The 26,695-nt window shown below is 67.7% G+C and carries 25 protein-coding genes; 12 read left to right on the top strand and 13 right to left on the bottom strand.

Going from position 1 to position 26,695, the window contains the following annotated elements; all coding sequences use genetic code 11:
* The first annotated feature begins 39 nt into the window (after window positions 1–39).
* The 3 genes from dgoD (at window position 40) to NO931_RS01215 (ending at window position 3,396) form a co-directional block, all read left to right on the top strand.
* Window positions 40–1,221 (top strand): galactonate dehydratase, encoded by a 1,182-nt coding sequence (gene dgoD, locus NO931_RS01205; RefSeq protein ID WP_256390796.1) that lies wholly within the window; start codon window positions 40–42, stop codon window positions 1,219–1,221.
* 49 nt (window positions 1,222–1,270) lie between these two features.
* Complete coding sequence (locus tag NO931_RS01210; protein WP_256390797.1) at window positions 1,271–2,086, top strand: SDR family NAD(P)-dependent oxidoreductase; 816 nt, start codon at window positions 1,271–1,273, stop codon at window positions 2,084–2,086.
* 128 nt (window positions 2,087–2,214) lie between these two features.
* The gene (locus NO931_RS01215) at window positions 2,215–3,396 is read left to right on the top strand and encodes an ABC transporter ATP-binding protein (RefSeq protein WP_256390798.1); all 1,182 of its coding nucleotides are present in this window, start codon (window positions 2,215–2,217) and stop codon (window positions 3,394–3,396) included.
* Window positions 3,397–3,636: 240 nt separating this feature from the next.
* Here NO931_RS01215 and melA read toward each other — a convergent pair whose 3' ends face one another.
* Window positions 3,637–4,944, bottom strand: a complete 1,308-nt coding sequence (gene melA / locus NO931_RS01220) for an alpha-galactosidase (protein ID WP_256390799.1) — start codon at window positions 4,942–4,944, stop codon at window positions 3,637–3,639.
* Window positions 4,945–5,074: 130 nt separating this feature from the next.
* Here melA and NO931_RS01225 point away from each other — a divergent pair, with 130 nt between their 5' ends.
* From NO931_RS01225 to NO931_RS01235, 3 genes are read left to right on the top strand one after another with little or no spacing between them, the layout of a single operon-like run.
* On the top strand, window positions 5,075–6,403 hold the full coding sequence (locus NO931_RS01225; RefSeq protein ID WP_256390800.1) for an ABC transporter substrate-binding protein: 1,329 nt from the start codon (window positions 5,075–5,077) through the stop codon (window positions 6,401–6,403).
* Window positions 6,404–6,417: 14 nt separating this feature from the next.
* Window positions 6,418–7,338: a carbohydrate ABC transporter permease gene (locus NO931_RS01230; protein WP_256390801.1), complete on the top strand. Its 921-nt coding sequence runs from the start codon at window positions 6,418–6,420 to the stop codon at window positions 7,336–7,338.
* A 1-nt stretch (window position 7,339) separates the two neighbouring features.
* A complete protein-coding gene (locus tag NO931_RS01235) occupies window positions 7,340–8,245 on the top strand; it encodes a carbohydrate ABC transporter permease (protein WP_256390802.1) in 906 nt (301 codons plus the stop codon).
* Window positions 8,246–8,550: 305 nt separating this feature from the next.
* On the opposite strand, the gene NO931_RS01240 is transcribed toward NO931_RS01235, so the two are convergent.
* Window positions 8,551–9,972 (bottom strand): carotenoid oxygenase family protein, encoded by a 1,422-nt coding sequence (locus tag NO931_RS01240; protein WP_256390803.1) that lies wholly within the window; start codon window positions 9,970–9,972, stop codon window positions 8,551–8,553.
* Window positions 9,973–10,067: 95 nt separating this feature from the next.
* Between NO931_RS01240 and NO931_RS01245 the strand changes: the two genes are divergently transcribed.
* Entirely contained in the window at window positions 10,068–10,241 is a 174-nt protein-coding gene (locus NO931_RS01245; protein WP_256390804.1) for a hypothetical protein, read from the top strand.
* Window positions 10,242–10,447: 206 nt separating this feature from the next.
* Window positions 10,448–11,722 carry a metallophosphoesterase gene (locus NO931_RS01250; RefSeq protein WP_256390805.1) on the top strand — a complete coding sequence of 425 codons (1,275 nt, stop codon included), beginning with the start codon at window positions 10,448–10,450 and terminating at the stop codon, window positions 11,720–11,722.
* A 72-nt stretch (window positions 11,723–11,794) separates the two neighbouring features.
* On the opposite strand, the gene NO931_RS01255 is transcribed toward NO931_RS01250, so the two are convergent.
* From NO931_RS01255 to NO931_RS01280, 6 genes are all read right to left on the bottom strand, one after another.
* The gene (locus NO931_RS01255; protein WP_256390806.1) at window positions 11,795–13,003 is read right to left on the bottom strand and encodes an AI-2E family transporter; all 1,209 of its coding nucleotides are present in this window, start codon (window positions 13,001–13,003) and stop codon (window positions 11,795–11,797) included.
* Between the two features lie 197 nt (window positions 13,004–13,200).
* Window positions 13,201–13,422: a YMGG-like glycine zipper-containing protein gene (locus tag NO931_RS01260; protein WP_256390807.1), complete on the bottom strand. Its 222-nt coding sequence runs from the start codon at window positions 13,420–13,422 to the stop codon at window positions 13,201–13,203.
* Between the two features lie 85 nt (window positions 13,423–13,507).
* On the bottom strand, window positions 13,508–14,881 hold the full coding sequence (locus NO931_RS01265; RefSeq protein ID WP_256390808.1) for an MATE family efflux transporter: 1,374 nt from the start codon (window positions 14,879–14,881) through the stop codon (window positions 13,508–13,510).
* A gap of 87 nt (window positions 14,882–14,968) precedes the next feature.
* A complete protein-coding gene (locus tag NO931_RS01270; protein ID WP_256390809.1) occupies window positions 14,969–15,397 on the bottom strand; it encodes a hypothetical protein in 429 nt (142 codons plus the stop codon).
* On the bottom strand, window positions 15,394–17,871 hold the full coding sequence (locus tag NO931_RS01275; RefSeq protein ID WP_256390810.1) for a penicillin acylase family protein: 2,478 nt from the start codon (window positions 17,869–17,871) through the stop codon (window positions 15,394–15,396). Before NO931_RS01275 ends, NO931_RS01270 begins: the two co-directional genes overlap by 4 nt.
* 65 nt (window positions 17,872–17,936) lie before the next feature.
* A complete protein-coding gene (locus NO931_RS01280) occupies window positions 17,937–18,515 on the bottom strand; it encodes a DUF7978 family protein (protein WP_256390811.1) in 579 nt (192 codons plus the stop codon).
* Between the two features lie 94 nt (window positions 18,516–18,609).
* Between NO931_RS01280 and NO931_RS01285 the strand changes: the two genes are divergently transcribed.
* Together NO931_RS01285 and NO931_RS01290 are read left to right on the top strand one after the other, a co-directional pair.
* Entirely contained in the window at window positions 18,610–19,497 is an 888-nt protein-coding gene (locus NO931_RS01285; RefSeq protein WP_256390812.1) for a DUF6920 family protein, read from the top strand.
* Between the two features lie 91 nt (window positions 19,498–19,588).
* On the top strand, window positions 19,589–20,560 hold the full coding sequence (locus NO931_RS01290; protein WP_256390813.1) for an MBL fold metallo-hydrolase: 972 nt from the start codon (window positions 19,589–19,591) through the stop codon (window positions 20,558–20,560).
* Between the two features lie 8 nt (window positions 20,561–20,568).
* On the opposite strand, the gene NO931_RS01295 is transcribed toward NO931_RS01290, so the two are convergent.
* Window positions 20,569–21,291, bottom strand: coding sequence for a DUF8081 domain-containing protein (locus NO931_RS01295; RefSeq protein WP_256390814.1), 723 nt, complete (start codon window positions 21,289–21,291; stop codon window positions 20,569–20,571).
* Window positions 21,292–21,427: 136 nt separating this feature from the next.
* Here NO931_RS01295 and NO931_RS01300 point away from each other — a divergent pair, with 136 nt between their 5' ends.
* Window positions 21,428–21,613 carry a hypothetical protein gene (locus NO931_RS01300; protein ID WP_256390815.1) on the top strand — a complete coding sequence of 62 codons (186 nt, stop codon included), beginning with the start codon at window positions 21,428–21,430 and terminating at the stop codon, window positions 21,611–21,613.
* 55 nt (window positions 21,614–21,668) lie between these two features.
* Here NO931_RS01300 and NO931_RS01305 read toward each other — a convergent pair whose 3' ends face one another.
* Window positions 21,669–21,839 (bottom strand): hypothetical protein, encoded by a 171-nt coding sequence (locus NO931_RS01305; RefSeq protein ID WP_256390816.1) that lies wholly within the window; start codon window positions 21,837–21,839, stop codon window positions 21,669–21,671.
* A 154-nt stretch (window positions 21,840–21,993) separates the two neighbouring features.
* Between NO931_RS01305 and NO931_RS01310 the strand changes: the two genes are divergently transcribed.
* Entirely contained in the window at window positions 21,994–22,398 is a 405-nt protein-coding gene (locus NO931_RS01310; RefSeq protein ID WP_256390817.1) for a DCC1-like thiol-disulfide oxidoreductase family protein, read from the top strand.
* A 23-nt stretch (window positions 22,399–22,421) separates the two neighbouring features.
* On the opposite strand, the gene NO931_RS01315 is transcribed toward NO931_RS01310, so the two are convergent.
* The 3 genes from NO931_RS01315 to NO931_RS01325 form a co-directional block, all read right to left on the bottom strand.
* Window positions 22,422–23,894 carry a lipase maturation factor family protein gene (locus tag NO931_RS01315; protein ID WP_256390818.1) on the bottom strand — a complete coding sequence of 491 codons (1,473 nt, stop codon included), beginning with the start codon at window positions 23,892–23,894 and terminating at the stop codon, window positions 22,422–22,424.
* An 88-nt stretch (window positions 23,895–23,982) separates the two neighbouring features.
* Window positions 23,983–25,059 carry an SDR family oxidoreductase gene (locus tag NO931_RS01320; protein ID WP_256390819.1) on the bottom strand — a complete coding sequence of 359 codons (1,077 nt, stop codon included), beginning with the start codon at window positions 25,057–25,059 and terminating at the stop codon, window positions 23,983–23,985.
* Window positions 25,056–26,648, bottom strand: coding sequence for a succinic semialdehyde dehydrogenase (locus NO931_RS01325; RefSeq protein ID WP_256390820.1), 1,593 nt, complete (start codon window positions 26,646–26,648; stop codon window positions 25,056–25,058). The genes NO931_RS01320 and NO931_RS01325 overlap by 4 nt, the downstream gene beginning before the upstream one ends.
* Window positions 26,649–26,695 lie beyond the last annotated feature (47 nt).

A 26,695-nucleotide genomic window follows, 5' to 3' on the forward strand; every position in this document is an offset into this window, starting at 1 on the left:
TAAATGGTCGCTTCGCAAATCCGCTACTACGATCACACCATGTCTCGGAATGACGCGGAGGGCGAGCGAAACCGAATCGTCGACTACGAACTGTTCGAGGTGCCGCCCCGGTGGCTGTTCCTACGGGTCGAAACGGCAGATGGCACCGTCGGGTGGGGAGAACCGGTGATCGAGGGGCGCTCTCGAACGGTTCTGACGGCGGTCGAGGAACTGATGGATAACTATCTGCTGGGGGAAGATCCCTCGCGGATCGAGGACCACTGGCAGACGATGTACCGCGGCGGGTTCTACCGCGGCGGTCCGATTCTGATGAGCGCGATCGCCGGGATCGACCAGGCGCTGTGGGACATCAAGGGCAAACAGCTGGGGGCGCCGGTCCACGAGTTGCTGGGCGGGGCAGCGCGCGACCGGATCCGCGTGTACCAGTGGATCGGCGGTGACCGGCCCTCCGACGTGGCCGAGCAAGCCCGGAAGCAGGTCGATGCCGGCTTCACCGCGCTGAAGATGAACGCGACGCCCGAGATCGAACGGATCGACGATCCGGCGACGGTGAGCGCGGCGGCGGATCGGCTCCGCGAGGTGCGCGAGGCCGTCGGCGACGAGATCGACATCGGCGTCGACTTCCACGGGCGCGTCACGAAGCCGATGGCCAAGCGACTCGCGCAGGCGCTGGAACCCCACGAGCCGTTCTTCCTCGAAGAGCCGGTGTTGCCCGAGCACAACGACGCGCTGCCGGAGATCGCCCAGCACACGACGACGCCGATCGCCACGGGCGAGCGGATGTTCTCCCGCTGGGACTACAAGGAGCTGTTCGAGCAGGGGGTCGTCGATCTGATCCAGCCCGACCTCTCGCACGCCGGCGGGATCACCGAGGTCAAGAAGATCGCGTCGATGGCCGAGGCCTACGACGTGGCGATGGCGCCCCACTGCCCGCTCGGGCCGGTCGCGCTCGCCTCGTGCGTGCAGGTCGACGCCTGCTCGCCGAACGCCCTGATTCAGGAGCAGAGCCTCGATATCCACTACAACGAGACGACCGACGTGATCGACTATCTCGCCGATCCCTCGGTGTTCGACTACGAGGACGGGTTCGTCGAGATCCCGGAGGGGCCGGGTCTCGGCGTCGAGATCGACGAGGAGTACGTCCGCGAGCAGGCCGAGCAGGACGTCGACTGGCACAACCCCGTCTGGCGCCACGACGACGGCAGCGTCGCCGAGTGGTAACGCGCTTTCCGAGCTTATTTCTCGGTCGAACGCGAGCGTTCGGACGGAGATGGTTTCGACAACCCCACCTGCAGACGCCGTACCGTCACGTCACGAGGATCGCGTCGTCGTCGTCACCGGCTCGACGCGCGGCATCGGCGCGGGCGTCGCCCGTCGCTTCGCCGCCGAAGGCGCCTCCGTCGTTGTCACCGGCCGTTCCCGGGACGCCGGCGAGGCCGTCGCCGAGTCGATCCGTGATGAGGGTGGCGAGGCGACGTTCGTGCGGGCGGACATGCGCGACCCGGCCGAGATCGAGGCGCTCGTCGAGCACACCGTCGACGAGTACGGCCGCGTGGACGTGCTGGTGAACAACGCCGGCGTCCAGACGGAGACGACGGCGGCCGACGCCGAGATCGACGACTGGGAGTTCGTCGTCGAGACCGACTTCCGGTCGTTCTGGCTCTGCGCGAAACACGCCGTCGAGCACATGCCGTCGGGCGGGACCGTGCTGAACACGTCGTCGAACCACGCGTTTCTGACGATGCCCGGAATGTTTCCCTACAACGCCGTCAAGGCGGGGATCAACGGGATGACCCGCGCGATGGCGCTGGAGCTCGGCCCGCGCGGGATCACCGTCAACACGATCAACCCCGGCTGGGTCGAAATCGAACGCACGCGCGACGAACTGGGAGAAGAGTACGAGTACACCGAGGAGATCCACCCCGTCGGCCGACTCGGAACGCCGGCCGACGTCGCGGGGCTCGCTACGTTCCTCGCGAGCGACGACGCGACGTTCATCACCGGTGAGAGCATTCTGATCGACGGCGGGCGCAGTCAGGTGATGGAGGATCGCGTGTATCGGGAGTTCCGCACCGAGAGTGAGTGAGCCCCGCCCGCCGTTCACATATCGGAAACGCACTGCGTCGGTATCGACGCCGCGGATCGCTCGCCGTCCTCCGGGACGTACCCCGGGACGTAGAAAGATTTAACATAGACTGTCATGCTCTATCTACCATGGGACATCTGGACATCCGAAACCTGCGAAAGGTATTCAGCGACACCAGCGGCGATATCGTCGCGGTAGACGACTTCAACGCGGAGTTCGAGGACGGCGAGTTCGTCGTCCTCGTCGGCCCGTCGGGCTGTGGGAAGTCGACGACGCTACGCTGTATCGCCGGACTCGAGAACCCTACCGACGGCAAGATCTTTCTCGACGGGGAGGACGTCACCGACAGGAAGCCCAAGGACCGTAACATGGCGATGGTGTTCCAGAGCTACGCGCTGTACCCTCACATGACGTCTCGTGAGAACATGGCGTTCGGACTGAAGATGACGACCGATCTCTCGAAAGCCGAGATCGACGAACGCGTTCAGGACGCGGCCGAGATGATGGGCATCGGCGATCACCTCGACAAGAAGCCCGGCGACCTCTCGGGTGGCCAGCAACAGCGCGTCGCGCTCGGCCGGGCGATCGTCCGGGAACCCGAAGTGTTCCTGATGGACGAGCCGCTCTCGAATCTCGACGCCAAGCTCCGGACGCAGATGCGCACCGAACTCCAGGAGATTCAACAGGACTTCGGCGTCACCACCGTCTACGTGACACACGACCAGACGGAGGCGATGACGATGTCCGACCGGATCGCCGTCCTCAACGACGGCGAAATCCAGCAACTCGGCACGCCCCTGGAGTGTTACCACGAGCCGGCGAACCAGTTCGTCGCGGGCTTTATCGGCTCGCCGTCGATGAACTTCTTCGACGTGACGCTCGATACGGCCGGCGCGACGCCGACGCTGGTCCACGACGAGTTCGAGTACGAACTCGAAGACGACGTGTACGCCGACATCGAGGGCCAAGGGACCCGGTTCACGCTTGGCATTCGTCCCGAGGACGTCAAGGCGGTTCCCGCGGGGACCCACAACGCGATCGCGCCGACCGTCGACGTGACCGAACCGCTGGGCGACGTCAGCTACGTGTACCTCGACGTCGGCGGCGAGCAGTACACCGCGACGCTCGAAGGCGACATCGTGATCGAGTCCGGTCGGTCCATCTCCGTGCAGTTCCCGCAGGACCGCATCCACCTGTTCGACGGGGAGACGGGCGAGGCGCTGCGGAACCGTGCGCCTCCGGACAGCGACGACGTCGAGGCGCTCGCCGGGCTGGACGACGTCAGCGGCGTCGAGATCGGCGTCAACTGAGCCTCCTCCGCAGCGGCGTCCCGCGTCGTCGTCTTTTCCGGATGCGGTCGTTCGGTATCGTTCCGACCAGCGGCCGTGTCCGCGTACGGCGTCGGCCGCTGGCAGTTTCTAGTTCGTCGACGGTTCCAGTCCTCTGAACGCTCACAGCGTGAGCTATCGAGAGAGCGTCGTGGTAAATCGACCAGACCAGAAACGGGGCGTTGGCGAGCGGCTGGCGTCCGGTTCTCAGCGCAGCACGCGTTAGTTCAGGCGTGGGAGGTACGCGTCGTTGGCGGCGAGCAGTTCCTCGGTCATTTCGTGGATCTCGTCCAGGGTGAGCTCCGCCGCAGTGAGTGGGTCCTGCTTGACCGCCCGGTGGATCTTTTCGCGGTCGTTCTCCAGAGCGCCTTCGACCACGAGTTGCTGGACCGCGACGTGCTGCTGGGAGAACGTCGTGACCGACGACGGCAGTTCTCCCACCGAACACGGGTGAAGGCCCGTCCCGTCGACGAGCACCGGCACTTCGACGCAGGCGTCGTTCGGCAGGTTCTCGATAGCGTTCGTCTCGTTGCTGACGTTGAGGTTGAGCCGCCGGGGCTGGCCGGTCTCGCGGGAGTGGATGAGCCGGGAGGCGTACTCCTCGGAGCGCTCGACGCCGACTTCCTCGAGGTCGACGTCCAGTTCGGGCGAGTCGCGCTGTTCGGAGCGTTCCTTCCAGCCTTCGAGATACGTCGCCGTCGGCATCCGTTCGGCGTAGTCGGTTCCCTGCATCTCCTCGATGATCTCCTCGTCGGTCCGGAAGTAGGGAACGTACTCGGACATGTGGTGGGAGGACTCGGTCGGGAAGTAGCCGAAGTGTTTCATCATCTCGAAGCGGACCGTGTCGCGCTCGTAGATATCGGGGTCCTCCATCGCCTCGCGGAGGTCCGGATAGACGCTTTCGCCGTCGAACTCGGCATCGAGGAACCAGGCCACGTGGTTGACGCCGGCGACCCAGTAGTCCAGATCGTCCTCGGGGACGTCGACGTAGTCCGCGATCGCCTCCGCGGTGTGAGGAACGGAGTGACAGAGCCCGACCGTCTCGATATCGGTGGCCTCGAACATCGTCGTGCAGAGGATCGACATCGGATTCGTGTAGTTCAACAGCAAGGCGTCGGGACAGAGTTCTTCCATGTCGCCGGCGATGTCCAGCATCTCCGGGATGGTTCTGAGGCCGCGGAAGATGCCGCCGGGACCGATCGTGTCGCCGATGGCCTGCTCGACGCCGTACCGTTCGGGGATGCGGATCTCGTTCTCGAAGGGCTCGGTGCCGCCGACGTTGATCATGTTCAGCACGTAGTCGGCGTCCTCGAGAGCCTCGATGCGGTCGGTCGTCGCCTCGACCGTGGCGTCGAGATCCTCGTTCTCGACCATCGACTCGGCGATCTCGGTCGTCTGTTCCAGGCGGTGTTCGTCGATGTCCATCAGCGCGATCGTGCTATCGGAGAGCTCGTCGAACGAGAGGATGTCCCCGACGAGCTTGGTAGCAAACACCATACTACCCGCTCCGATGAAGGTGATCTTGGGCATACACCATCCACTCTCCGGGAGAGCATAATAAATGTAGTGCCGTTCACCCCGTCGAGGGGGTATTGTGAATGACAATTTGGGAAAGATATATATGGGGATCACCCTCAACTGTTCTGTTAGGGATTGCCCAATGACAGACGACAACTCGTCCGGACTTACCAGACGTTCGTTCACCAAGGGACTCGGCGGCGGCGCCGCAGCGGCAGGCCTCGCCGGCTGCCTGGGTGGCGGTGGCAACGGCTCCGAGCAAGCGCTGCTGTGGGAGTACGCGTTCCCGAACGACGGCACGCCGCCCATCTGGAAGGATGAATTTCTCGCAAACTACGAAGAGCGAGCCGGCGAAGAACTCACCGTCGCCCGCTTCTCCTACGAGGACCTCCGCCAGAAGTTCCTCACCGGCGCCCGGACCGGCGACCCCGACGCGATCGAGGGCGTCCTGAGCCACCTGACGGAGTACGTCAAGGCCGGGCACCTCGAACCGCTCGGCGACTGGGCCGAGGGGCTCGACCACTGGGACGGCTTCGTCGACAGCGCCGTCGACGCGATGACGTACCGCGGCGAGCTGTACGGGCTCCCCTACACGGGGAACGGCCGCGCGCTCATCTACCGGAAGGACATCCTCAACGAGCTCGGTCAGGAACCGCCGGAGACGGCCGCCGAGTTCCAGCAGATCGCTCGGATGGTCAACCGCGAGTACGACGACATGTGGGGGTACCACAACTGCACCAAGGACGGTAGCGTCCGCGGGTTCCAGGAGTGGATGTCCCACGTCTACCAGCACACCGACCAGCTCTACGTGCCGGACGGCGAGTCCTGGTCGCTCAACATCGAAGCCGACGCGCTCGGACAGATCTTCGACGACTGGTACTTCCAGATCTACGCCGCCGACAACCCGGTCGGGAACCCCGATCAGCTGGGTACCGGCTGGCAGGTCAACGATCCCGGCTTCCTCAACGGGCAGTTCGCGTTCATCGAGTGCGGCACCTGGCTTCGCGGCTGGACTTCCGGTGAAAACATCAACGACACCGATGCGACGACCCAGTTGCTCGACAACGACACCGGCGTCGCCCACCTGCCCTACAGCGAGGGCGGTTCGCAGGGCACCTTCCTCGAGGTCAAGCCGATCATGATCAACGCCCACTCCGACAACAAGGAGCGCGCCAAGGACGTCCTCGCAGCCTGGACCGATCCCGAGGTGCTCACGAAGGGCGCCGAAGACAAGTCCGGCGACTTCATGACGCCCGTCCACGAGGACGTCGAGTCGACGATCGACAACGAGAACTGGGCGCCGTTCACCGACGTGTTCGGCACCGGTCGCGCCCTCGCGAAGATCGGCTGGGGCCCGGTCCGGCAGAAGTTCTACACCTACATGCAGGAGGTCGCCTACGGCGAAACCGACCCCTACAACGCGGGCGATCAGTTCCACAGCGAACTCAAGAGTCTCGAGAGTGAACTCTAAGCCCCGTCAGATCAATGTCAACGAGAACCGAAGATAAGGGGCCGCTCACCGACTACCGGGAGACGTTCGGCTCGTTCCTCTCGGAGACGTGGCTCGGCTACGCGATGATCCTGCCGGCGGCCCTGCTGATCGGCGTGATCATCCTCTACCCGACGTTCCGGGGCATCCACCTCGCGTTCTTCGAGGCCTCGTTGCTGAACCCAGAGGCCAAGGTGTTCATCGGCCTCGAGAACTTCGCGGCGATGCTGGAAGACCCGATATTCCGGGAGTCGCTGTGGCACACGGTGTTGCTGACCGGCCTCGCGGTGTCGCTGCAGTACCTGCTGGGGCTCGGGCTGGCGCTGGCGCTCAAGGAGAAGGTCCCGGGCGCGGGGGTCTTCCGGAGCCTCTCGATGATCACGTGGGTGCTGCCGGTCATCGTGATGGTGATCATCTTCCGGTTCATGACCCAGTCGGGGTTCGGGCCGGTTAACATCCTGCTAGCAAAGCTTGGCATGGAGACGGCCTCGTGGTTCGGCCGCCCCGGCGTGGCGTTTCCGCTCGTCGTGATCATGCACGTCTGGCGGAACGTCCCGTTCTACGCGATCGCACTGCTGGCGTCGATGAAGTCGATCCCGGACACCCAGTACGAGGCCGCTCGACTGGACGGCGCGGGGCCGCTCGAGCGGTTCCGCTACATCACGCTGCCCCAGATTTCCTACGTGTCGATGATCATGATCGTGTTGCACGTGATCTTCACGTTCAACAACTTCGACATCGTATACCTCTCGACGGGCGGGGGCCCGCTGGGCAACACCGAGGTGCTGGCCACGTACATCTACAAGCAGGCGTTCCAGCAGTACGCGCTGGGGTACGCCGCCAGCATGGGGGTCGTGATGCTCATCATCATGCTCACGTTCACCGTCGTCTACGTGAAACTGGAGGCGAGAGACTGATATGTCGACAGATACCGCACAGCAAACGACACCGGATCGATCGTTCGTCGAACGAATCGACGCCTGGCTCGACGAGGACATGTCGATCCGTCGAGCGCTCGGCGTGTACGCCGTGCTCGGGATGTACATGGCGTTTCTCCTGCTGCCGGTCGCGTACATGGTCATGGCGACGTTCACGTCGCCCGACTTCCTGTACTCGACGCAACTGATCCCGTCGCTCGGCGATCTCACGCTCGACAACTACGTGACGACCCTTTCGCGTGGACAGTTCCAGCAGTACTTCATCAACTCGATGATCATCGCGACCGCGACGACGGTGCTGACGCTCGCGGTCGGCACGCTGGCAGCCTACTCGCTGTCCCGGTTCGACTACCCGGGTAAGAACGTGTTCCTCATGACGTTCCTGGGAACGCGGATGCTCCCGCTGGTGCTCATCCTGATCCCGTTCTACCTGCTGATGTTCACGCTGAACCTCATCGACTCCTACCTCGGGATCATCATCGCCCACTCCGTGGGCGGCATCCCGCTGGGAACGTGGCTGCTGAAGGGCTACTTCGACGACATCCCGGAGTCGCTCGACGAGGCGGCGAAGATGGACGGCTGCTCGCAGCTCGATATCCTGGTGCGCATCATCATCCCGATGTCGCTGCCGGGAATCGCCGTCGCGGGCTTTTACACGTTCATCCTCTCGTGGAACGACTTCCTGCTCGTGTCGATCCTGTCCCAGACGGCGTCGACACGGACGCTTCCGTTCGGCCTCCAGCTGTTCCAATCGCAGAACAGCGTCGCCTGGGAGCTGCTGTTGACGGCCGCGACGGTGACGATGGCGCCCGTCGTTCTGCTGTTCGCCGTCATCCAGCGCTGGGTCGTCGAGGGGCTGGCGAGCGGCGGGATGAAGGGCAGCTGATCGCCCTCTTTCCCGCGACCGGTTTCTCGACGGCGTGACCTGCTGACGCCCCTCGGCGTTCGTTTGGCTCATCCGGTGGCAAAGATGTCAATTCTGTCTCCGCTTAGTCAAAGTACATTCCTACAACTACCCAGTATGGTGAGATAATAGACTACCTGGAAATATATGGTCGCATAAGGCACCCATTTCTCCGAAATCGACGCGCGATTTATGCTCTAATATAGGTACTTTGGCTCCATATACTACCGATCGAGGAGCAGCTGTCGGGGATACGTTTCGATACTCTCGGGAGATTCTCGATAGCGCTACGTGACCGCCTCGGGGAAGAATCGGCCGTGGAACCCGAACGGGACGACGTGGGGCAGCGGCGCCCGGGCACGCTCCTCGAGCGTCGCCGCGTCGAAGACCAGCAGTATCGACCGCTCTCGGTCGGCGTCGAGCGCCGTCGCGATCACGACGCCGTCGTCCTCCGCGTCGGCGTCGGGACGCCTGACGACGCGCGGCTCTTCGACGTAGACGCTCGACTCGAACCACTCCGTCGCGGTCTCGCGTTCGAGGTCGACTTTCACGAGCCCGTTCGCGCCCTCGCGCGCGGTCGCCTGCCCGTAGGCGTAGCGATACGGTCGCGTCCGGACGTCCCGGGGGACCGTCGGTAGTTCGATCCCACCGTCGTAGCGCCGGTGGCTCGACGTCGCCCCAGTCTCGGGATCGACGCGGTACCGGACGAGCCGACCGGTGACGCCGGGGTCCTCGTCGGCACCGAGTAGCGCGTCGAAACCGAGCGCGTCGACGATGCCGGCGTCCTCGTACTCGACGAGGTCCATCACCACCTCGTCGTCGGCCTCGAACGCGTTGACGTGGTGGAAGACGAACCCCGGCTCTACGGTCGGCTCCGCGACCAAGTTCCCGCTTTCGCGGTCGACGACGGCGATCCGCGTTCCGTTCTCGGGGCGATACTCCAGCAGGTCCAGCAGGCCCTCAGTCCACGGCGAAAGCGCGCCAAGCACGTCGATCTGCAGCGGCGTCTCGATCAACACGGCGTGGTCCGCGGTCAGCGCGAAGCTGTGGACGTAGCCCGGGCCTCTCGCGGGAACCGTCGCGACGCGTTCGCGGCGGTCGCTGCCGTGGGGCACGCGATACAGGTGGAACCGGTGTGGGTGCCCGAACTGCACCGAGTGGCCCACGGTCTCCCCGCGGTGGTCGTCGACGACGTGGTGGGCGCCCGCCAGGTGTTCGACGACGTCGTCGTCGTCGAACGCGAACTCCGATTCCGTCTCCAGGGTGGTCGGATCGAAGGCGACTCGCCGCGGCGCCTCCGTGAGAGCGACGTACTCGTCGCCGAATCGGACGACCTGGACGTTCGCATTGTCCGTCGGTTCTGGCGGCCCGAGCGCACGGAGCCAGCGCCCCAGCGTCTCCAGCGCGCCGTTCCCCGTCGCGAACTCGCCCGCGCCGTCGCCGGTCTCCGCCGTCCGATACGCTTCGGTGCGAAGGAACCGGTTCGTGTAGCGCACGTCTCCGTCCGAGAACGCGTACCGGCGCAGCATCGCCAGCCCGTCGAACCAGTGGTTGACGCGCTCGCCGCCGACCTCGAACCGCCCCGGTCCGTTCCGTACGAGTGCGCCCGACAGCCACGGCGGGATCGTCCCCTCGACGTCCAGCGGGCGATCGCTGTACTCCCGTTCGACGGACCGGAACCCGAGTTCGTAGGGAGATCGGGTCGTCACACCGTCTAGTCGACGGGTGTCGGTATCAATTCGGCGGCCCGGGATCGGTCGAGTACAACCGGAATTTTAAGAGGAAGTAGCGGCATCAGAAATGCATGATACACACAATACAGCTTACCGGAGCGAACACGATTGGCGGCCTCGTTCTCGCGCTCGTCGTCCCGACGATGATGATCGCCTTCGGTGCGTACGTGGGCGTCCTGATGGCGCTACAGTCGTTCTTCGACGCGCAATCGTGGCAGGAAGCGACCGCCGACAGCGAGCAGTGAGTCTGACCGCCGCGGCCGCCAGCTGCGGTGAGCGCCCGACGGCGCACGGTGTCGAAACTCCCGATGATCGCTCGCAAGCAGACGACAGCAACGTGGACAGTACGGCTTTAGGTCAGTCCGGCTATATCTGACAGGTACCGGACTATGTCTGCGATCGGCGAGATCGCTCGTGGACCATCGAACACGCGGTCCACGAGAGCGACCCCATGACGACGTACTACTTCCTCAGCGACATGCACGTCGGCGGCGACGAGGCGCTCAGGGACGTCCAGTTCGAGGAGGAGTTGCTCGGCTTTCTCCGCGACTTAGAAGAGAGCGACGAGGACGCGGAGTTGATCGTCAACGGCGACGCGTTCGGGCTCTGGGAGTTCACTGAACTGAAAGGACTGGACAAGTTCGACGCGCTCGTCGAGCGCTACCCGGAGCTGTTCGAACAGTTCCGCGCGACCGGCGCCGAAGTGCCGATCACGTTTATTCCGGGCAACCACGACTACGAACTGGCGGCCTACGACGAGTACGTCGACCGCCTCGCGGAGTACAACGTCGACCTCGACCAGTCCGTCGCCATCACGCGACCGGTCGGCGACCGCGAGATCTGGATAGAGCACGGGATGCAGGAGGACGACCACAACCGGGTGCCCGACTTCGGAAATCCCTACGCCAACCCGCTCGGCTACTTCGTCAACCGCCACTTCACGAGCAAGGCCGGCCAGCTCTCCCACCGGGGCAAGTACAACTGGCTCAAGGATATCCAGTCGGTGACGCCGATGGAACAGATTCCCGAGTGGATCGCCTCGAACTACTTCTACCGGGAGATGAACCCGCTGTTGCGCTACGCGGCGCTCCCGTTCTTGCTGACGTTCCAGATCAGCCTCGGCTACCTCTTGCTGGTGATCCTTGCGGTCTCGGGCGTGTGGGCGACGCCGCTGGAGCTCGTCCACGACGCATTTCGGGCGCTGGGGATCGTCGGATCGCTGTTCGACGCGGTCATCGCCGTCAACCTCGCGATCGCCGTCCTGCTGGGCGTGATCGCGGTGCCGCTGTACGTCCTCGTCCGGGACGTCCGGAAGACGCTCTCCCGGTTCGGGCTATTCGAGGTGCCCGAGGACGTCTCCGATCCCTATCTCGACCGCGCGAGCGAGGTGTTCGAGGCCCATCCGGACGTCGCGGCGTTCGTCTACGGTCACACCCACCGCGCCTCGCTGCGCCGCCGTGACGGCCGCGCGGTGATCAACACCGGGACGTGGCTCAAGCGGTTCACCCGATCGTCGGCCCGGATCGGCGTCCTGCCGCCGGTGTTCTACCCCTCCTTTCGGTTGAGCTACTTCCGGGTCTTCGAGGAGAGCGGCGACGTCGTCGTCGAGTACGACGAGGTCGGGAAGCCCAACCCCTCGGAGCTGTCGCTCCTCCAGCGGGCGATCTCGAAGCGACCGGAACGGGAGTCGGCGATTCCCGATCGAACGGTCGTCGACGACGAGTGACGACCCGCGGTCCGGCGCAACCGAGCGCTCGTCGCGGCCGATGGCGGCCGGACACGCTCGCCCGCCTGGCGCTCACCCCGGTCCGGGGTCGGTCCGATCCGCATCGGACGGCGCTTCTGCCTGGCGCTGCTTGACGCTCTCGACACTCTCGGCGTACTCGTCGAGCGTGTGCTCGGACACGACGGGCACGCGCTCGCGCTCGGGGTCGGCCAGCACGGGGAGGATCATCCGGACGAACGTCACGATGAACAGCATCAGGAACGGCCCGAGGAAGATACCCGACCAGCCAAACAGCGGCGGCCCGAACAGGTACGCGAACATGACCAGTCCGGTGTTGAGCAGGCGTCCAGAGAGGTACGGCCGGATGTACGTCCTGACGAGGTTGTCGAACCCGACGATCATCACCGCGAGGAACGCAACCGGAAACCAGACCAGACGCGGATCGGTCGTCGCTGCTTGCACGCCGAGAATGGCGGCGATGGTAAAGTAGATCACTGACCGGCCCACCAGCGGGACGAGCGTGAACAGGCCGGTGACGACGGCGAACAGCACCGCCGAGGGGATCGCGAGCCCGCCCGGTGCGACGAGGTTGAACAGTCCGTAGACGAGCGCCGAAAGGAGGATAACTGCGAAGATCGTCATCGTGTAGCCGAAGTAGACCGAACCCAGCCCTCTGTCGACGGTCGAGAGGTAGTCGACCGCCAGACTGTCCTCGCCGAACACGTTTACCTCGAACCAGTCCGCGATATCGCGGGCGCTGATCAGCAGGAAGAAGGCGATCAGTAGCGCGATGAATAGGTTGAAAAGCGTCGCGCCCACTGCGCCGACCACTCCGCCGACGGAGCCGATCAGCGTCTGAACCGACGGCTCTTGGATCAGCACCAGCGTCGTGTCGTACACTTCCGACGGCGTGTTCGGGAGATCGGTGACTTGAATCGGCAACTGCGCGAGGATCCTGTCGGCGGGGAGGTTCGCGGCTGCCCTCGCAAGCTGTCCGAGCGCGACCAGCAAGATCGTCCCAATCATCGTGACGATCGGGACGACGAACAGGAACAGCGTCAGCGCCGCGGCGAGGCTCCGCGATGCGATGCGCGTTTCGAGCCGTTCGGTGACCGGTCGCGCGACGTAGTACACGAACAGCCCGAACACGAGCCACGGAAGGTACTCGCGGACGACGAGACCGAGCACTCCCAGCAGCACGACACCTAGTGCCCACCAACCGAGATGTTCGCGTCCCGGCCAGCCGCGGACGTTCCGCATCCGAGAATCAGCTTCGCTCATGGGTGGGAGTACGACTCCGGAGCTATTAACGGAACTTCACGAACGAACTGAACTTCCGGGGACCGGGAACTTACGCCGTCTCGGTACCGATGCCGCCTTCGGCGCAGCTCGAGAAGCGCCGCTGTTCGACGCGGCTGGTTTCAGCCACCGTGGAAAATCGGCGTGTTCTCCCCCGGGCTACCGAACGGGTTCGTCGTTCAGTCCGAACCGGCGGACTGTCGCTTCTCGGCCACTTCTTTGACGCGGGACTCGACGCCGACCCGCTTTTCGCCGAGCGTCGCGCCGACGAGCGCGCCCAGCGCGGCGCCGGAACTCGCGGCGTTTCTGCTGAACAGCCCACCGATCGCACCGCCGATGCCCGCGCCGATCGCGGCGTGTCGAGCGCGACTCAGCGCGCGCTTGAGACGTTTGGATTCCATACCGATACGTACGCCAACCAGACGAATAAACGTACCTATCACCCTACGTATTGCCAGCGCAGCGCGGTGCGCGGAGCGCGCTCGGTCACCCCCCGGCGTCGGCCCGCTCGGCCATCATCGACGCCGCGGTGTCGGCCCAGTCGCCCCGGCGGAACCCCGCGGTGACGACGAGCGCCCACCAGGCGTAACACAGCACCATTCCGGCGTACACGCCCGGGAGCCCGTAGTCGAACGTGACGGCGGCGAGGTACGAGAAGCCGAGCAGGAACGTCACCGTCCCGGAGAGGTTGGCGTAGAACGGCGTTCTGGTGTCGCCGGCGCCGCGCAGGCTCCCCGCGAACGGGAAGAAGATCCCGAAGAAGAACATCGAGACGCCGAACACGCGGGCGAACGTGGCGGCGTACTGCCGGGCGGCAGCGTCGCTGGTGAACGCGCCCGCGAGCGGATCGGCGCCCGCGACGAGGACGATTCCGGCGGCGCCGAGCGTGAGGACGCTCAGCGCCGCGATGGCCTGCCCCTCGAAGCGAGCCCGGGCCGGCTCGCCCTCGCCGAGCGACTGGCCGACGACGATGCTCGCGGCGACGTTGTACGAGCGGTACAGCGGCCCGGCGATCTGCTGGTAGATGCGTCGCCCGATGTGGTAGCCGGCGTTGACGTTCGTCCCGAAGGTGAGCAGCAAGGCGTTGAACGGGAAGTTCGCGAGCGACGTGCTCATCCCCTCGGCGAAGTTGGGCAGGCTCACCGCGACGAGCTGGCGCGCGATCGTCGGATCGGTCGGCCGCCGCAGCGCGGGCTCGGTCCGCTCGCTGAGAAAGGCGACGGCGAACGCGACGGCCTCGAAGGTCCGGCTCACGGCGGTCGCGACCCCGACGCCGACGACGCCCAGTTCGGGCAGGACGCCGATTCCCAGGCCCAGCCCGACCGTGCCGGCGATGTTGAGCCCGTTCGCGGCGATGTTGACGAGCATCGGCGTCCGCGTGTCGCCGGTCCCCTGGAGCGATCGCGCGCCCACGAGGCCGACGATGCGCATCGGCGCCGCCGCGAACACGATCGCGAGGTAGGTGCCGCCCATCGCGACGACCTCGGGATCGGCGCCCAGCAGCGCGATCAGCGGGCGGGCCGCGACGACGCCGACGCCGACCAGCGGGATGCCGACGAGAAACCCGATCAGCAGCGCCTGGCTGATCGCCTGATCGCGCGTGTCGGCGTCGTCCCGGCCGGTGTCCTGACTGGAGAGAGCGATCGCGCCCGAGCCCAGTCCGAGTCCGGCCCGCAGCGGGAGCTGGGCGTACAGGTCCGCCAGCCCGACCGCGGCGACCGCGGCCGGCGAGAACAGCCCGGTGACGATCACGTCGACCGTCCGCATCAGCGTGTTGAACGTCTGCTGGACGGCGATCGGCCACGACAGCGCGATCGTCCGCCGCCAGACCGACAGCACGCGCGCTCGGAGGCCGTCCATACCGGTCCGAACGTCGAATCGACGAATGAGGGTAACGGTCCCGGACGCGCTGGCTGGATTTCGGCCCGGCGCCTCGTGGGACCGCTCTCAGACGATCCCTCGGGCCAGCGAGCCGAACAGCGGCAGCCCGATCGCGGCGCCGACGGTGACGTAGACGATCGGGCGCATCTCGGGGACGAGCAGCGCCGCGTCGCCGATCGCGACCGCGAACGCGACCAGCACGAGAACGCCGAACGCCAGCGCGTACGCGACCCCGCGCCGGATGCTGGGTGCGACCAGCGCGACCAGCGCGCCGCCGAGCACGAGACCGAGCCAGTGGAGCCACGCGAACACTAGCCCCAGCGCCGCCGCCCCCGCGAGCGCGACGGCGTGGGATCGCCGCCGCATCCGCGCCTGATCCAGGGCCTCGTGCAGCCGATTTCCGGTTTCGCCCGATGCCGCTTCGGCGTCCTCCTGTGTCGCCCTGGCGTTGTCCGGCGTCGCGTCGGCGTCGCCGCTTCGCTCGCTCGAACTCACGACGACTCACCCTCGAACGCCACGGTCTCCTCGCCCTCTATCGTCCGGTTCATCGGCTTCTGGTCGTTGTCGAGCCAGCGCTCGAACTGGTCGTCGTAGTGCGCCGAGAAGTAGTCGCCCGAGTTCCCGCCGGGCAGGATCGCGGTGGCGTCGCCGCCCGGTTCGACGACCATCCGCCAACTGGAGCCGACCGCCGAATCGACGCGGTAGTTTTTCACCGTCGCCGACGAGCCGTCCGCCGCCAGCGTGTCGTAGTTCAGGAACGGCGCCTGGGCACCGAATGGGTGGTCGATCGCCCGCGTCGAGTTCCAGTCGCCGTACGTCGACCAGTCTTCGGCGTCGATCTCCGCCAGCGCTTCGTCGAGGGCGGCGACCATCGCCTCGGCGCGAGAGCGATCGTCGTACAGCGCGCTGTCGGCCGACAGCGTCGCGAGCACCCAGTCGTTCGGATAGTACGACTCATCGAGATCGGCGTCGGAGAACGTCGGGTCGGCGGTCCGCTGTCGGAAGTGATCCATCCACCGGGCGAACACCAGCGCGCCCCGGGAGTCCCGGTCCATCCGGTAGTTCCACTCGTCGAGCGTGGCGGCGGCCTCAGTGAGTCGATCGTCGGCGTCTGTACTGTCGTTCACTGCGGCGAGCAGTTCGGGGACCAACTGCTCGGCGCGCCCGTCCCGAACGTCGCTCTGCAGCGTACGGTGGAACTCGTGGTCGATCGCCTCGCCCTCGGACACCGCAGCGTCGAGGCGCTCGTAGATCCGCGCGCCGCGGTACGGCGTCGCGTAGTCGGCGCCGACGTAGTGGATGGGGTCGTCCGCGACGCGCTGGTTGGCCGTCGCCAGCACGTCCGGGTCGATCGCGTGGGGCTTCTCCTCGAAGGGGACGAAGCCGTCCCACGTCGAGGTGCCGAACGGCTCGAACCCTTCCCACTCTCCCTCGCCGGCCGAGCCGTCGAAGATCCGGTCGCCTCGAACCGCCTCGCCGTCGATCCGCCGGATCGGGAGTTTGCCGGTGGCGTAGTACATCGTCCGGCCGTCGGCGTCCGCGTACACGAGATTCTGGGTCGGAAGGTCGAACTTCCGCGTCGACTCGCGCAGGTCGTCGAGCCCCTCGCTCCGGCCGAACTCCTCGATCGCCACCGTCGTCCGGGTCGCGGTGTGGCCGGTCCAGGCGACGCCGACGCGCCGGCCCTCGCGCTCGATCATCGGGCCGTGGACGGTCTTTTTGAGATCGAGCGTTCGATCCTCGCCGCCCGAGACCGGAATCTCGCGCTCCTCGACGTCGAACTCGCGCCACTCGCCCCGGTATCGGTAGCGGTCGCCCGCGTCGTCGACCTCGTAGCGGTAGCAGTCGAGCACGTCCGCGCCGACGTTGGTAAAGGACCAGACGCCGCTGTCGTTCGCGCCCGCGATGACGAACGGGACGCCCGGGAACGTCGCCCCCCGCACCGAGCGCTCGGGCGTCTCGACGTGCTGCTCGTACCAGACCGGGGGCGCCATCAGCGAGAGGTGGGGATCGTACGCGAGCAGCGGCGAACCGCTGTCGGTGTGCTCGCCCGAAACGACCCAGCTGTTCGAGCCGACGCCGGTCGGCGTCTCGAATCCCGAGAGCCACGCGGTCAGGTCGGCGTCGATCGGCGCGGGACGTTCGATGTCGGCCGGCGCGGAGCCTTCGGTATCGGCTGGTTCGGAGCGTCCGGACGCCGCGGCGCTCCCGGCGTCGTCGGTAGCGCCGCCGCTTCCCGCGTTCCGTCCGCGGACGCCGCCGACGCCGTCGGTCGACGCCCGCAGGATCGGTACGTCGTGGTCCAGACGCCGCGGATACAGTTCGCTGAGGAGATCCTCGCCGAGCTGCTCCCGAAGTAGCGCCCGGCGCAGTTCGACGAAGCTCCCCGTGAGGTCCCACGAGATCTGCTTTTCCATCAGCATCGAGTCCGCGGGGGTCCACGGCCGGGGCTCGAAGCCCAGCAGCTCGAACTCCAGTTGGAGCTGTTCGCTCTCGAACGCCGCGTTGACGCCGTCGGCGTACGCCTCGACGAACGGTGCGACTCGCGTGTCGGCGACGAGTTCCCACGTCGCTTCGGCGGCGCCCGCGAAGTCCATCGCGACGTGGAACTCGTCGCTCTCGACGGTGGCCTCGCCGGCGACCTCCGAGAGTCGGCCGCGCATCTGGCGACGCTGGAGGTCGAGTTGGAAGCCGCGGTCGAACGCCTGGACGTAGCCGACCGCGAAGTAGGCCGCGCGCTCGTCGTCGGCCTCGACGTGGGGGATACCGTAGTCGTCGACGTACAGGCTCGCGTCGCCGTAGGGGCTCTCGACGCTGTCCGGGAGCGATCGATCGGCGGCGTCCCAGGCGTCGCCCGACAGGGGCGCAAACTGGTCGAGCAGGTCGGCGGCCGAGGAAAGCGAGAGTCCGCCGACGCCGGCCGCGAGGACGCCCGCGAGCACGCCGCGGCGCGTAGTTTCGTCAGTCACCACGGACACCGAGACGCCGATCCGTAATGATAATTGTGGTGGTTATCGCAGGCGGCGATCCGGCGTCAGTTCGACTGGCTGACCGCAGCGCCGAGCGCGCCGCCGAGTCCGCCCAGCACCGCGGGATAGACTGCGCCGGCCAGTAGCACCGCCGTGATCGCGTCGGGGGCGATCGTTCCTTCGCCGACCGCGTAGCCGAAGACGACGACGCCGACGGTCGCGAGCGGGAGGTAGCCGGCGGTGACGAGCGCGCCGACCGTCGCGCCGTCGGCCGCCGTCGCGGCGCGCGAGAGCGTCGCGGCCGCGACGCCCGCGCCGAGCAGGACCAGCGCCGGCACTAAGAATAGCAGCGCGATCGAGCCGCCGTCGGCGCTCGTGACGAAGTTCCGAGTCTGCGTGCCGCCGAAGCCCGGTAGCTCGGTGTCGACGAAGTGGGCGTTGTAGAACAGCCACCCGACTGCCTTCCACGCCGGGATCGGGTCGCCGCCGAACAGCTCGGCGACGGCGTTGAACCCCTCCAGCCGTTCCTCGACGGCGCCGCGTTGGGTGACGTACGTGACGAGGTAGCCCAGCACGTAGGCCGCCACGCCGGTCGTCGCTCCGAGTCCGATCGTCCGCCCGTCGATTCGATCTGTGAGGCTCACACCGGGGACTGTCCCACCTGCGTGATATAGCTGGTGGATTCGACACCCTCGTCCACCGCTGCGCGTTTATCCGCTTCGGCGTCCTATCCCGCCTATGGAGTGGAATCTGGATGCTCCGACCGCTCGATCGAGGGGTGCCGTCGCCGCGGTCGTCCTCGCCGCCGTCGTCGCGGCCGTCGCCGCGGTCAGGTCGCTGCGGACCGACGCCGAGACCGACCGAGCGCGGCTGCTCGACGCCGCGGCCGCCCGCCCCGAACGGACGTTCGATCCGGACGACGTGGCGGACCTCCCCGCCCCGGTCCGCCGGTACTTCGAGACGGTGCTCGACGAGGGGCAACCGCACAGCCGCACCGTCCGACTGGAACAGCGCGGCCAGTTCCGCGTTGGCGACGCGAACTCGGACTGGAAGCCGCTGGAAGCGACCCAGCGCGTCACGGTCGACCCCCCGGGGTTCGTCTGGGACGCCACGGTTCGGCTGGCGCCGTTCGTCCCGGTGCGCGTCGTCGACGCCTACGTCGAGGGCGAGGGATCGCTTCGGGCCAGACTGCTTTCGGTGCTCACGGTCGCCGACGCCGACCCGTCGCCGGAACTGGACGCCGGCGAGTTGCAGCGCTACCTCGCGGAGGCCGTCTGGTACCCGACCGCGCTGCTGCCCGGCGCGGGCGTCCGGTGGGACTCGATCGACGAGCGCTCCGCGCGGGCGACCCTGGAGCACGAGGACACGACCGTCTCGCTGGTCTTCGAGTTCGACGACGAGAATCTCGTCGAGCGCGTCGTCGCCGACGACCGGCCGCGGGCGGTCGACGACGGCTTCGAGCCGACCCGGTGGACCGGACGGTTCTGGGACTACCGGGAGCGAAACGGCGTGCTCGTGCCGACGGTCGCCGAGGTCGAGTGGAATCTCCCAGAAGGAGACCTTCCCTACTGGCGCGCCACGATCTCCGACTTCGAGCACCGGCCGGCGGCGTCGGAACGGCGCTGACCGACGGGGGCGTCCACGCCGGAACGACGATGACCGGCGGGAGACGCCGGCGCCGGAAACATTGACGGTGCTGGCCCGTCTCCGACGATCCGTGCAGGTCCATCCGATCGCGCTGGACAACGAGGAGTTCGAGGGGAACAACGACGCGTACCTTCTCGATGCAGGCGGAGAGACGGCGCTGGTCGACACCGGCGTCGCGACGCCCGCCGTCCGCGAGCAGCTCGAAGCCGGCCTCGCCGAGCGCGGGCACGATTTCGAGAGCATCGACGCGGTGATCCTGACCCACTGGCACGCCGACCACGCGGGGCTCGCGGGGACGATCCAGCGCGTCGGCGGTGCGCGCGTCGTCGTCCACGAGGCCGACGCCCCGATGGTTCGCCGGGACGCCGACGCCCGGGCGGCGCTCCGCGAGCGCCACGAAACCATCTTCGAGGAGTGGGGGATGCCGACCGAGAAGCGCGCGGGGCTTCGGGAGATGCTGGAGTCCGACGCGCTTGTCGACCCGCCCGAGACCGTCGAGACGATCGCGGACGGCGACGAGATTTCGGTCGGCGACCGGACGCTGCGGGCGGTTCACGCGCCGGGCCACACGGCCGGGCTCACGTGTTTCGAGTTCGAGACGGATGCGGGGCGCGAGGCGTTCGTCGGCGACGCGATTTTGCCGGAGTACACGCCGAACGTCGGCGGCGCGGACCTCCGGGTCGACCGGCCGCTGGAGCGATACCTCGCGAGCCTGCGCCGGATCGTCGACCGGGACTACGAGCGCGCCTGGCCCGGCCACCGGAACGTCATCGAGGCGCCGAGCGAGCGCGCGCGGGCGATCGTCGAGCACCACCGCGAGCGCACCGAGCGCGTCGTCGACGTGCTCGACGCCCACGGCCCAGCGGACGCGTGGACGGTGAGCGCGCGCCTGTTCGGCGAGCTGGAGGGTATCCACGTCCTCCACGGCCCCGGCGAGGCGTACGCGCACCTCGATCACCTGCGGCGCCACGGCGTCGTCGAGCACACCGCGGACGGGTACCGCCTCGCCGACGGACCGCCGGCGATCGACTCGATCGTGTAGCTTCTCGGTCAGCCCCAGTCGTCGACCGTCTTCTGTGCGGGAGCGTCGGACGCGTCGGCGTCCGTCCTCCCGAGACGCTCGAAGGAGATCTCGTACTCTATCGGGAGCTCGGACACGTCCACACGGGCGAGCAGCGCGGGCGTCTCGCTCGCCGTCGCTTCGGCGATCGCGCGCTGGTTGCGCTCCAGCCCGCCGTCACCGGTCTTGATCTCGCAGCGGTATCTGGCGACGCGACGGCCGGCGATCGCGACCGCGAACTCGCAGTCCGGCCGCCACGCGCCGGGCTGCTCCGGCGCTGTCAGCGGTTCGGGATCGGCGTCGACCTCGACCGCCAGCTCGGCGTCCCGCGAGAGGTCGAACTCGCGGCGGAGATAGTGGTCCAGCGGCGTCGCCACACCGTCGCCCGCCGTCAGCAACGCCTCGCCCAGCGCGCCGTACTGGTCGGCAGTCACGGCGTACCGCCAGCCGTCCTCCGGGTCGCTCTCGGGTAGTGGCGGGTCGGAGCGGCTCGCGCCGACGAGATACGCGTCGGCGTCGGTGTCGTCCCGGGGTGCGACGGCCTGCAGCCGCACGTCGCCGCCGCTGGCCGAGAGGTCGGCAGCCTCCGCTTCGGCGTCGTCGCGCGAGTCGTAGCGACGCCGCGGTCCGGCGTCCGCGACCAGCCGCTCGACCCCGTCGTTGCGCTCGCGGGCGGACTCCTTGATCGCGACGACGAACGACTCTCCGGGCATCGTAGCTCTACCGGGGCGCTCTCGCCGGACCGGCATCACTGCTGCGGTGGCCGCTCGCGGTCGAGCGCCCCGCGCCGGTCCCGAGCGTCGGTGCTGGGGCCCCACGGATATTACGGATCGCGTTGTGGACTCGCACATGGCGCATCAGCCAGAAGAACCGGAGCGGTACGTCTGCGAGGGTTGCCAGGCAGTGTACGCGGGGACCGCCTACGCCGAGGACGGCGGCCACAGCTTCGAGGCGCCGACCGAGTGTGCGGCCTGCGGGTCGTCGTCGTTCGTCAGGTTCGTGCAGTGGACGCACCACTCGTCGAGCGAGACCTGACGACGCGACGGTGCCTCGGCCGCCGGGCTGCGGCGTCGGACCCCGACGCAGCCGTTCACAGCTCCAGTTCGCTGACGACGCCTGCGACGTTCGCCCCGGCGCCGAGCGCGGCGACGCCGACGCCGAGCAGCCACGCCGCCGTCCGGGCCTCGGCGAAGGTCGCGATCCAGAGCCCCGCCGCGAGCGCGAGCCCGCCGGCGACGATCAGGCGCGCGAACCGCTCCATGGTCGACCGTCCTCCGCGAGGGCAGTAAGCCTCACGGCTCTGCCGGTTGGCGTCGGCGTCTCGGTTCGTCCGGCTGGCGTCGGCGTCTCGGCTCGACGCCCCGGCCGGTCCCGAGTGGATAAACGTTAGTTGCCGGGAGTCCGTAGTCGGAACCATGACCGAAGCGACGCTCGTCTACGACGACGACTGCGGCTTCTGCACGTGGTGGGCGGAGTTCGTCGACGACCGCTCGGACCTCCGGATCGTCGGGTTCGCAGACCTGACCTCGGAGCTTCGCGACCGGCTCCCCGAGGACTACGAGGAGTGCGCCCACCTCGTCGCCGACGGCGAGGTGTACTCCTGCGGCGCGGCGATGGAGGAAGCCATCGTTCGCTCGGACGTGCGCGAGGAACTCGTCGACGCCATCGAGTTCGGGCGACAGTTCGAGGACTACGGTCGGGTCCGAGAACGGGTCTACCGCCTGATCGCCGATAACCGCGAGACGGCCGGCAAGCTGATGTCGACGACGCCGCCGGCCCGTCGCGACGCGGGCGACGAGGAGCGCGGGTCCGGCGACTGAGCGGCCGGCTCCGGGGTCGCCACTCACAGGCGTCGACGCCGATGCTGCGACGCCCCGCTACGGACTTCCTCCAGCGACGTGGCTCCGACGTCCGTTCCGACGCGCTCGCGACGCCACCAGTCGCCGGTGTTCGCCCGCTCCTCCGGCGTCGTGTACCGATACCGGTATCGGATCGCCCGGACGTGTTCCGGCGGGTCGTCCGGGAACGGGTTCTCCGCGACGAGACCGAGGGTTCCCTCGTCGCCCTCCAGCAGATCGACGAGCATGCGCGTGAACCACGGCTGGCGTCGCGGCGTCGGCGCCATCGCGGCGAACCAGAGCTGCCAGTCCAGCCGGAGGTGGTAGGGTGCGATCTGGGGCGGCCGCCGGCCCGAGTCGGTCGGCTTGCCGGGGAACTCGTAGGTTCGCCACTCCGTGTCGTCGGTGACGACCTCGTCGTCGGTCCCTTCGACGACGATCTCGTGGCGCTGCCTGGTGATCGAGCCGAACGCGCCGTAGGTGTTGACGAGGTGCAGCGGGTCGAACGCGGTGTTCATCACCTGCTGCTCGGAGAGCATGTTTTTGACGGGCTGGACGCTCAGGGCGACGACGCCGACCGCCAGCACGAGCGCCAGGAGTTCCAGCCCGACCGGCGCGGGCGTCGGCGAGGGAACGGCGACGGGCAGCGCGGCGGCGAGGACGCCGTCGCTGAACAGGCTGACCGCGAGCACGATCGTCAGCGCGTTGAGCCACGAGAAGTTCCCCGTCAGCATCAGCCAGCCCTGGAATCCGATCGTCGCGACGCCCGCGATCGACGCGAACGGCTGCGGGGCGAAGTAGAGGAACGGGACCAGCAGTTCGACGACGTGGTTCCCGAACGTCTCGGCGCGATGGACCCGGTCGGGCAGGTGGTGGGCGAACCAGCTGAGCGGGTTCGGCATCGGCTGGGTCTCGTAGTGGTAGTCCATCGCCGTCAGGTCGCGCCAACATTGGTCGCCGCGCAGTTTGATCAGCCCCGCTCCGAACATATTTCTGAACAGTACCCACCGGAGCAGCCAGACCACCAGCGCGGGCGCCGCGGCGTCGCCGGCGCCCAGAAAGATCGCCAGAAATCCGGTCTCCAGCAGCATCGACTCCCAGCCGAAGCCGTAGAACAGCTGGCCGGCGTTGACGAAGGAGAGATAGAGGAGCCACAGCGCGGCCCACAGTAGCATCGACGCCGGGATCGCGAGCGGCTCCGGAAGCCAGTACGGGCCCGCCAGCAGCGCCAGCGCCGAGAGGGCGACGCCGCTCCACGCCGCGGCGCCGATCGCGCGGTCGCTGGGATACCGGTAAAAGAGGCTCGGGCGCTCCCGAAACGAGGCATGCTCGACGTACCGGTCGATCGGCAGCAAGCCGTCCTCGCCGACCAGCGGCCGGAACTGCCGCGCGGCGGCGAGAAACCCCAGTAGATAGATCGCGGCGAGGCCGCGCTGGAAGAGAAAGCGGACGAGCCAGTACTGCTCGCCGAGCCACATACGGCGTCGTGAGTCGGTCGACGGACAAAGGCATGGCGCCGACGCGGCTGCCCGCAGACGGCATGGCGCCGACGCGACGGACTCCTCGTCAGGTTTTCGCAGCCGACCCGATCTCGGGGTGGTCGCGGACGAACTCGACCAGCGTCTCGACGTAGCTCCCGAACGGCGGCGGTTCGATGCCGCTCCCCGCCAGATGCTTGCGCGCGGTGGCGCCGACGTACCGCGTCGGGTGGTCGAAGTAGTCGATCACCGCCGGTTCGATGCCGGTCCACCGGCGGACCGGGCCGAGCGAGAGCGCCCGCTTCGTCGGCCCCTTCGGCGCCGGCACCGAGAGGACGCGCGTGTCGGTCGCCGCGGCGAACGCCGCGGTCATCTCGGCGACGGTCGGCGGGTTCGGGTCGCAGAGCTGGTACACCTCGCCTTCGGACTTCGAGAGCCCACTCAGGTGGTCGATGGCGTCGACGACGTACTCCCGCGGGACGACGTTGACCTCGCAGTCGCCGGCGCCGGGCGTCCGCGGCAGCGTGGCGACGCCGGGCTGTTCGAGGAGAAAGCGCACGAGGAAGTAGGGACCGTCGTACTTCTCGGTCTCGCCGGTCCGGCTGTCGCCGACGACGATCGCGGGCCGGTAGATCGTGGCCGGGAGCCCCTCGGCCATCCGCTCTTGGACCGCGACCTCGGCCTCGAACTTCGTCGCCTCGTAGTGGTTGTTGAACGACTGGCCGACGTCGAGGTCGTCCTCGGTAAAGACGCCGTCGTGGCGGCCGCTGACGTAGCAGGTGCTGACGTACTGGAACCGCCGGAGGTCGGCGATGCTCTCCGCAAAGTCGAGGACGTGTTCGGTTCCCCGGACGTTGACCGCCTCGCCGACCGCCCGGCTGACGCCCAGATCGTACACCGCGGCGAGGTGAAACACCTCGTCGCAGGCGTCCTGCAGGTGCTCCCGGTCGTCGGCGTCGAGACCGAGATCCGGCTCGGTGATGTCGCCCTCGTACAGGTCGATCCGCTCTTCCCAGTCGTCGCCCGCCAGCTCGGCGGCCCGCCGCTCGGCGTCCTCGCGGTACTTCGACTGGACGAGGCAGGCGACGCCTCGATCGCGATCGAGCAGGCGCTCGACGAGCGCCGAGCCGAGGAATCCGGGGAACCCGGTCAGGAAGACCGTCACGAGCGCCACCCCGGTAGGTTCGTCCAGGGGCGTCGACGCCGAAGCTCGCTCAGCCGCTTCCACGCGCGCAGGGCCGGGACGAGTCCGGCCGCCCAGAGCTTGTCGGGCAGCGGGCCGGGCCCGATCGGCGCGAACCGCTGGGTAGCGACGGTCCGGCTCTCGGTGTACTTCGTCAGCCCCACGTCGCCGTGGCGTCGGCCGAGCCCCGAGTCGTTCATCCCGCCCATCGGCGCGTCGATCGACGCCCACGCCGCGGCGTACCCCTCGTTGACGTTGACCGTCCCGCAGTCGATGCGCTCGGCGACGCGCTCGCCGCGGGCGTCGTCGCCGGTCCAGATCGAGGCGTTCAGGCCGTACTCGGAGTCGTTGGCGCGCTCGACCGCTTCGTCGACGCTTCCGACCTCGTAGAGCGCGACGACCGGGCCGAACGTCTCCTCGTCGTGGACGTCCATCTCCGGCGTCACGCCGGCCAGCACCGTCGGCTCGAAGCAGTACGGCCCCAGATCGGGACGGGCGCGTCCGCCCGCGAGCACATCAGCACCCTTCTCGACGGCGTCCTCGACGTGCGAGCGCACCTTGTCGAGTTGCGCCTGTGACTGCAGCGACCCCACGTCGGCGCCGAAGCCGATCTCCGCGCCGAGCGAGCGGTCGCGGGTCGCGGCGACGAACTCGTCGACGAACGCGTCGTAGACCGATTCGTGGACGTAGAGCCGCTCGGTCGAGATGCAGAGCTGGCCCGCGTTCGCGAACGACGCGCGGACAGCGCCCGCGGCCGCAGCCTCGGGATCGGCGTCGTCGAGGACGAGCAGCGGATTTTTGCCGCCGAGTTCCAGCGACGAGCCGACCAGGTTCCGACCGGCCAGCGCGGCGACCTCGCGTCCGACCGCCGTCGAGCCGGTGAAGCCGACGAAGTCGACGCCGCCGATCAGCGGCTCGCCGAGCGCCTCGCCCCGGCCGCTGACGACCTGGAACAGGTCCGCCGGGAGCCCCGCCTCGATCAGGAGTTCGCGCGCGAGCAGGGCGGCGTGGGTCGTCCCCTCGGCGGGTTTGCAGACGACCGCGTTCCCGGCGAGTAGCGCCGGCAGCGCGTCCGAGACGGTCAGCACGATCGGGTAGTTCCACGGCGATATCAGCCCGACGACGCCGACCGGCTGCCGGTGGACGACCGCCTTCGTCGCCAGCGGAATCGCGCCCGAGCGACGCTCGGAAGCCAGTAGCTTCGGCGCGCGGTTCGCGTAGTGGCGAGCGGTGACGGCGACGTCCATCACTTCCTCGACGGCGTCGCGCCGGGACTTCCCGGTCTCGACCTGTACGAGGTCGAGCACGTCCTCGCGACGGTCGAGCAGCAGGTCGTGGAATCGGTCGATCACGGCGACGCGCTCCTCGATCGGGCGCTCGGCCCAGTCGTCCTGGGCCTCGCGGGCGCGCTCGGTCGCCGCGGCGACGTCTTCGTCCGTACACGCCGGTATCGCCCCGATCTGCTCGCCGGTCGCGGGCGCCTCGACGGGAATCTCGTCGCGTTCGTCGACCGCGGTGATCCCCTCGCGCAGCGCGGCCAATCGATCCGCGTCGGCCCACTCCGTGTTCATGCTCGTATGATACACTCTTTCGACGTTTAAAGTTCCTGCCGGGACGG

The sequence above is a fragment of the Natronoarchaeum rubrum genome, assembly GCF_024494695.1.

Coding starts and splice junctions, on each gene's coding strand:
- dgoD (WP_256390796.1), top strand. CDS start 40: ATGTCTCGGAATGACGCGGAGGGCGAGCGAAACCGAATCGTCGACTAC.
- NO931_RS01210 (WP_256390797.1), top strand. CDS start 1,271: ATGGTTTCGACAACCCCACCTGCAGACGCCGTACCGTCACGTCACGAG.
- NO931_RS01215 (WP_256390798.1), top strand. CDS start 2,215: ATGGGACATCTGGACATCCGAAACCTGCGAAAGGTATTCAGCGACACC.
- melA (WP_256390799.1), bottom strand. CDS start 4,944: ATGCCCAAGATCACCTTCATCGGAGCGGGTAGTATGGTGTTTGCTACC.
- NO931_RS01225 (WP_256390800.1), top strand. CDS start 5,075: ATGACAGACGACAACTCGTCCGGACTTACCAGACGTTCGTTCACCAAG.
- NO931_RS01230 (WP_256390801.1), top strand. CDS start 6,418: ATGTCAACGAGAACCGAAGATAAGGGGCCGCTCACCGACTACCGGGAG.
- NO931_RS01235 (WP_256390802.1), top strand. CDS start 7,340: ATGTCGACAGATACCGCACAGCAAACGACACCGGATCGATCGTTCGTC.
- NO931_RS01245 (WP_256390804.1), top strand. CDS start 10,068: ATGATACACACAATACAGCTTACCGGAGCGAACACGATTGGCGGCCTC.
- NO931_RS01250 (WP_256390805.1), top strand. CDS start 10,448: ATGACGACGTACTACTTCCTCAGCGACATGCACGTCGGCGGCGACGAG.
- NO931_RS01255 (WP_256390806.1), bottom strand. CDS start 13,003: ATGAGCGAAGCTGATTCTCGGATGCGGAACGTCCGCGGCTGGCCGGGA.
- NO931_RS01260 (WP_256390807.1), bottom strand. CDS start 13,422: ATGGAATCCAAACGTCTCAAGCGCGCGCTGAGTCGCGCTCGACACGCC.
- NO931_RS01265 (WP_256390808.1), bottom strand. CDS start 14,881: ATGGACGGCCTCCGAGCGCGCGTGCTGTCGGTCTGGCGGCGGACGATC.
- NO931_RS01285 (WP_256390812.1), top strand. CDS start 18,610: ATGGAGTGGAATCTGGATGCTCCGACCGCTCGATCGAGGGGTGCCGTC.
- NO931_RS01295 (WP_256390814.1), bottom strand. CDS start 21,291: ATGCCCGGAGAGTCGTTCGTCGTCGCGATCAAGGAGTCCGCCCGCGAG.
- NO931_RS01300 (WP_256390815.1), top strand. CDS start 21,428: ATGGCGCATCAGCCAGAAGAACCGGAGCGGTACGTCTGCGAGGGTTGC.
- NO931_RS01305 (WP_256390816.1), bottom strand. CDS start 21,839: ATGGAGCGGTTCGCGCGCCTGATCGTCGCCGGCGGGCTCGCGCTCGCG.
- NO931_RS01310 (WP_256390817.1), top strand. CDS start 21,994: ATGACCGAAGCGACGCTCGTCTACGACGACGACTGCGGCTTCTGCACG.
- NO931_RS01315 (WP_256390818.1), bottom strand. CDS start 23,894: ATGTGGCTCGGCGAGCAGTACTGGCTCGTCCGCTTTCTCTTCCAGCGC.
- NO931_RS01325 (WP_256390820.1), bottom strand. CDS start 26,648: ATGAACACGGAGTGGGCCGACGCGGATCGATTGGCCGCGCTGCGCGAG.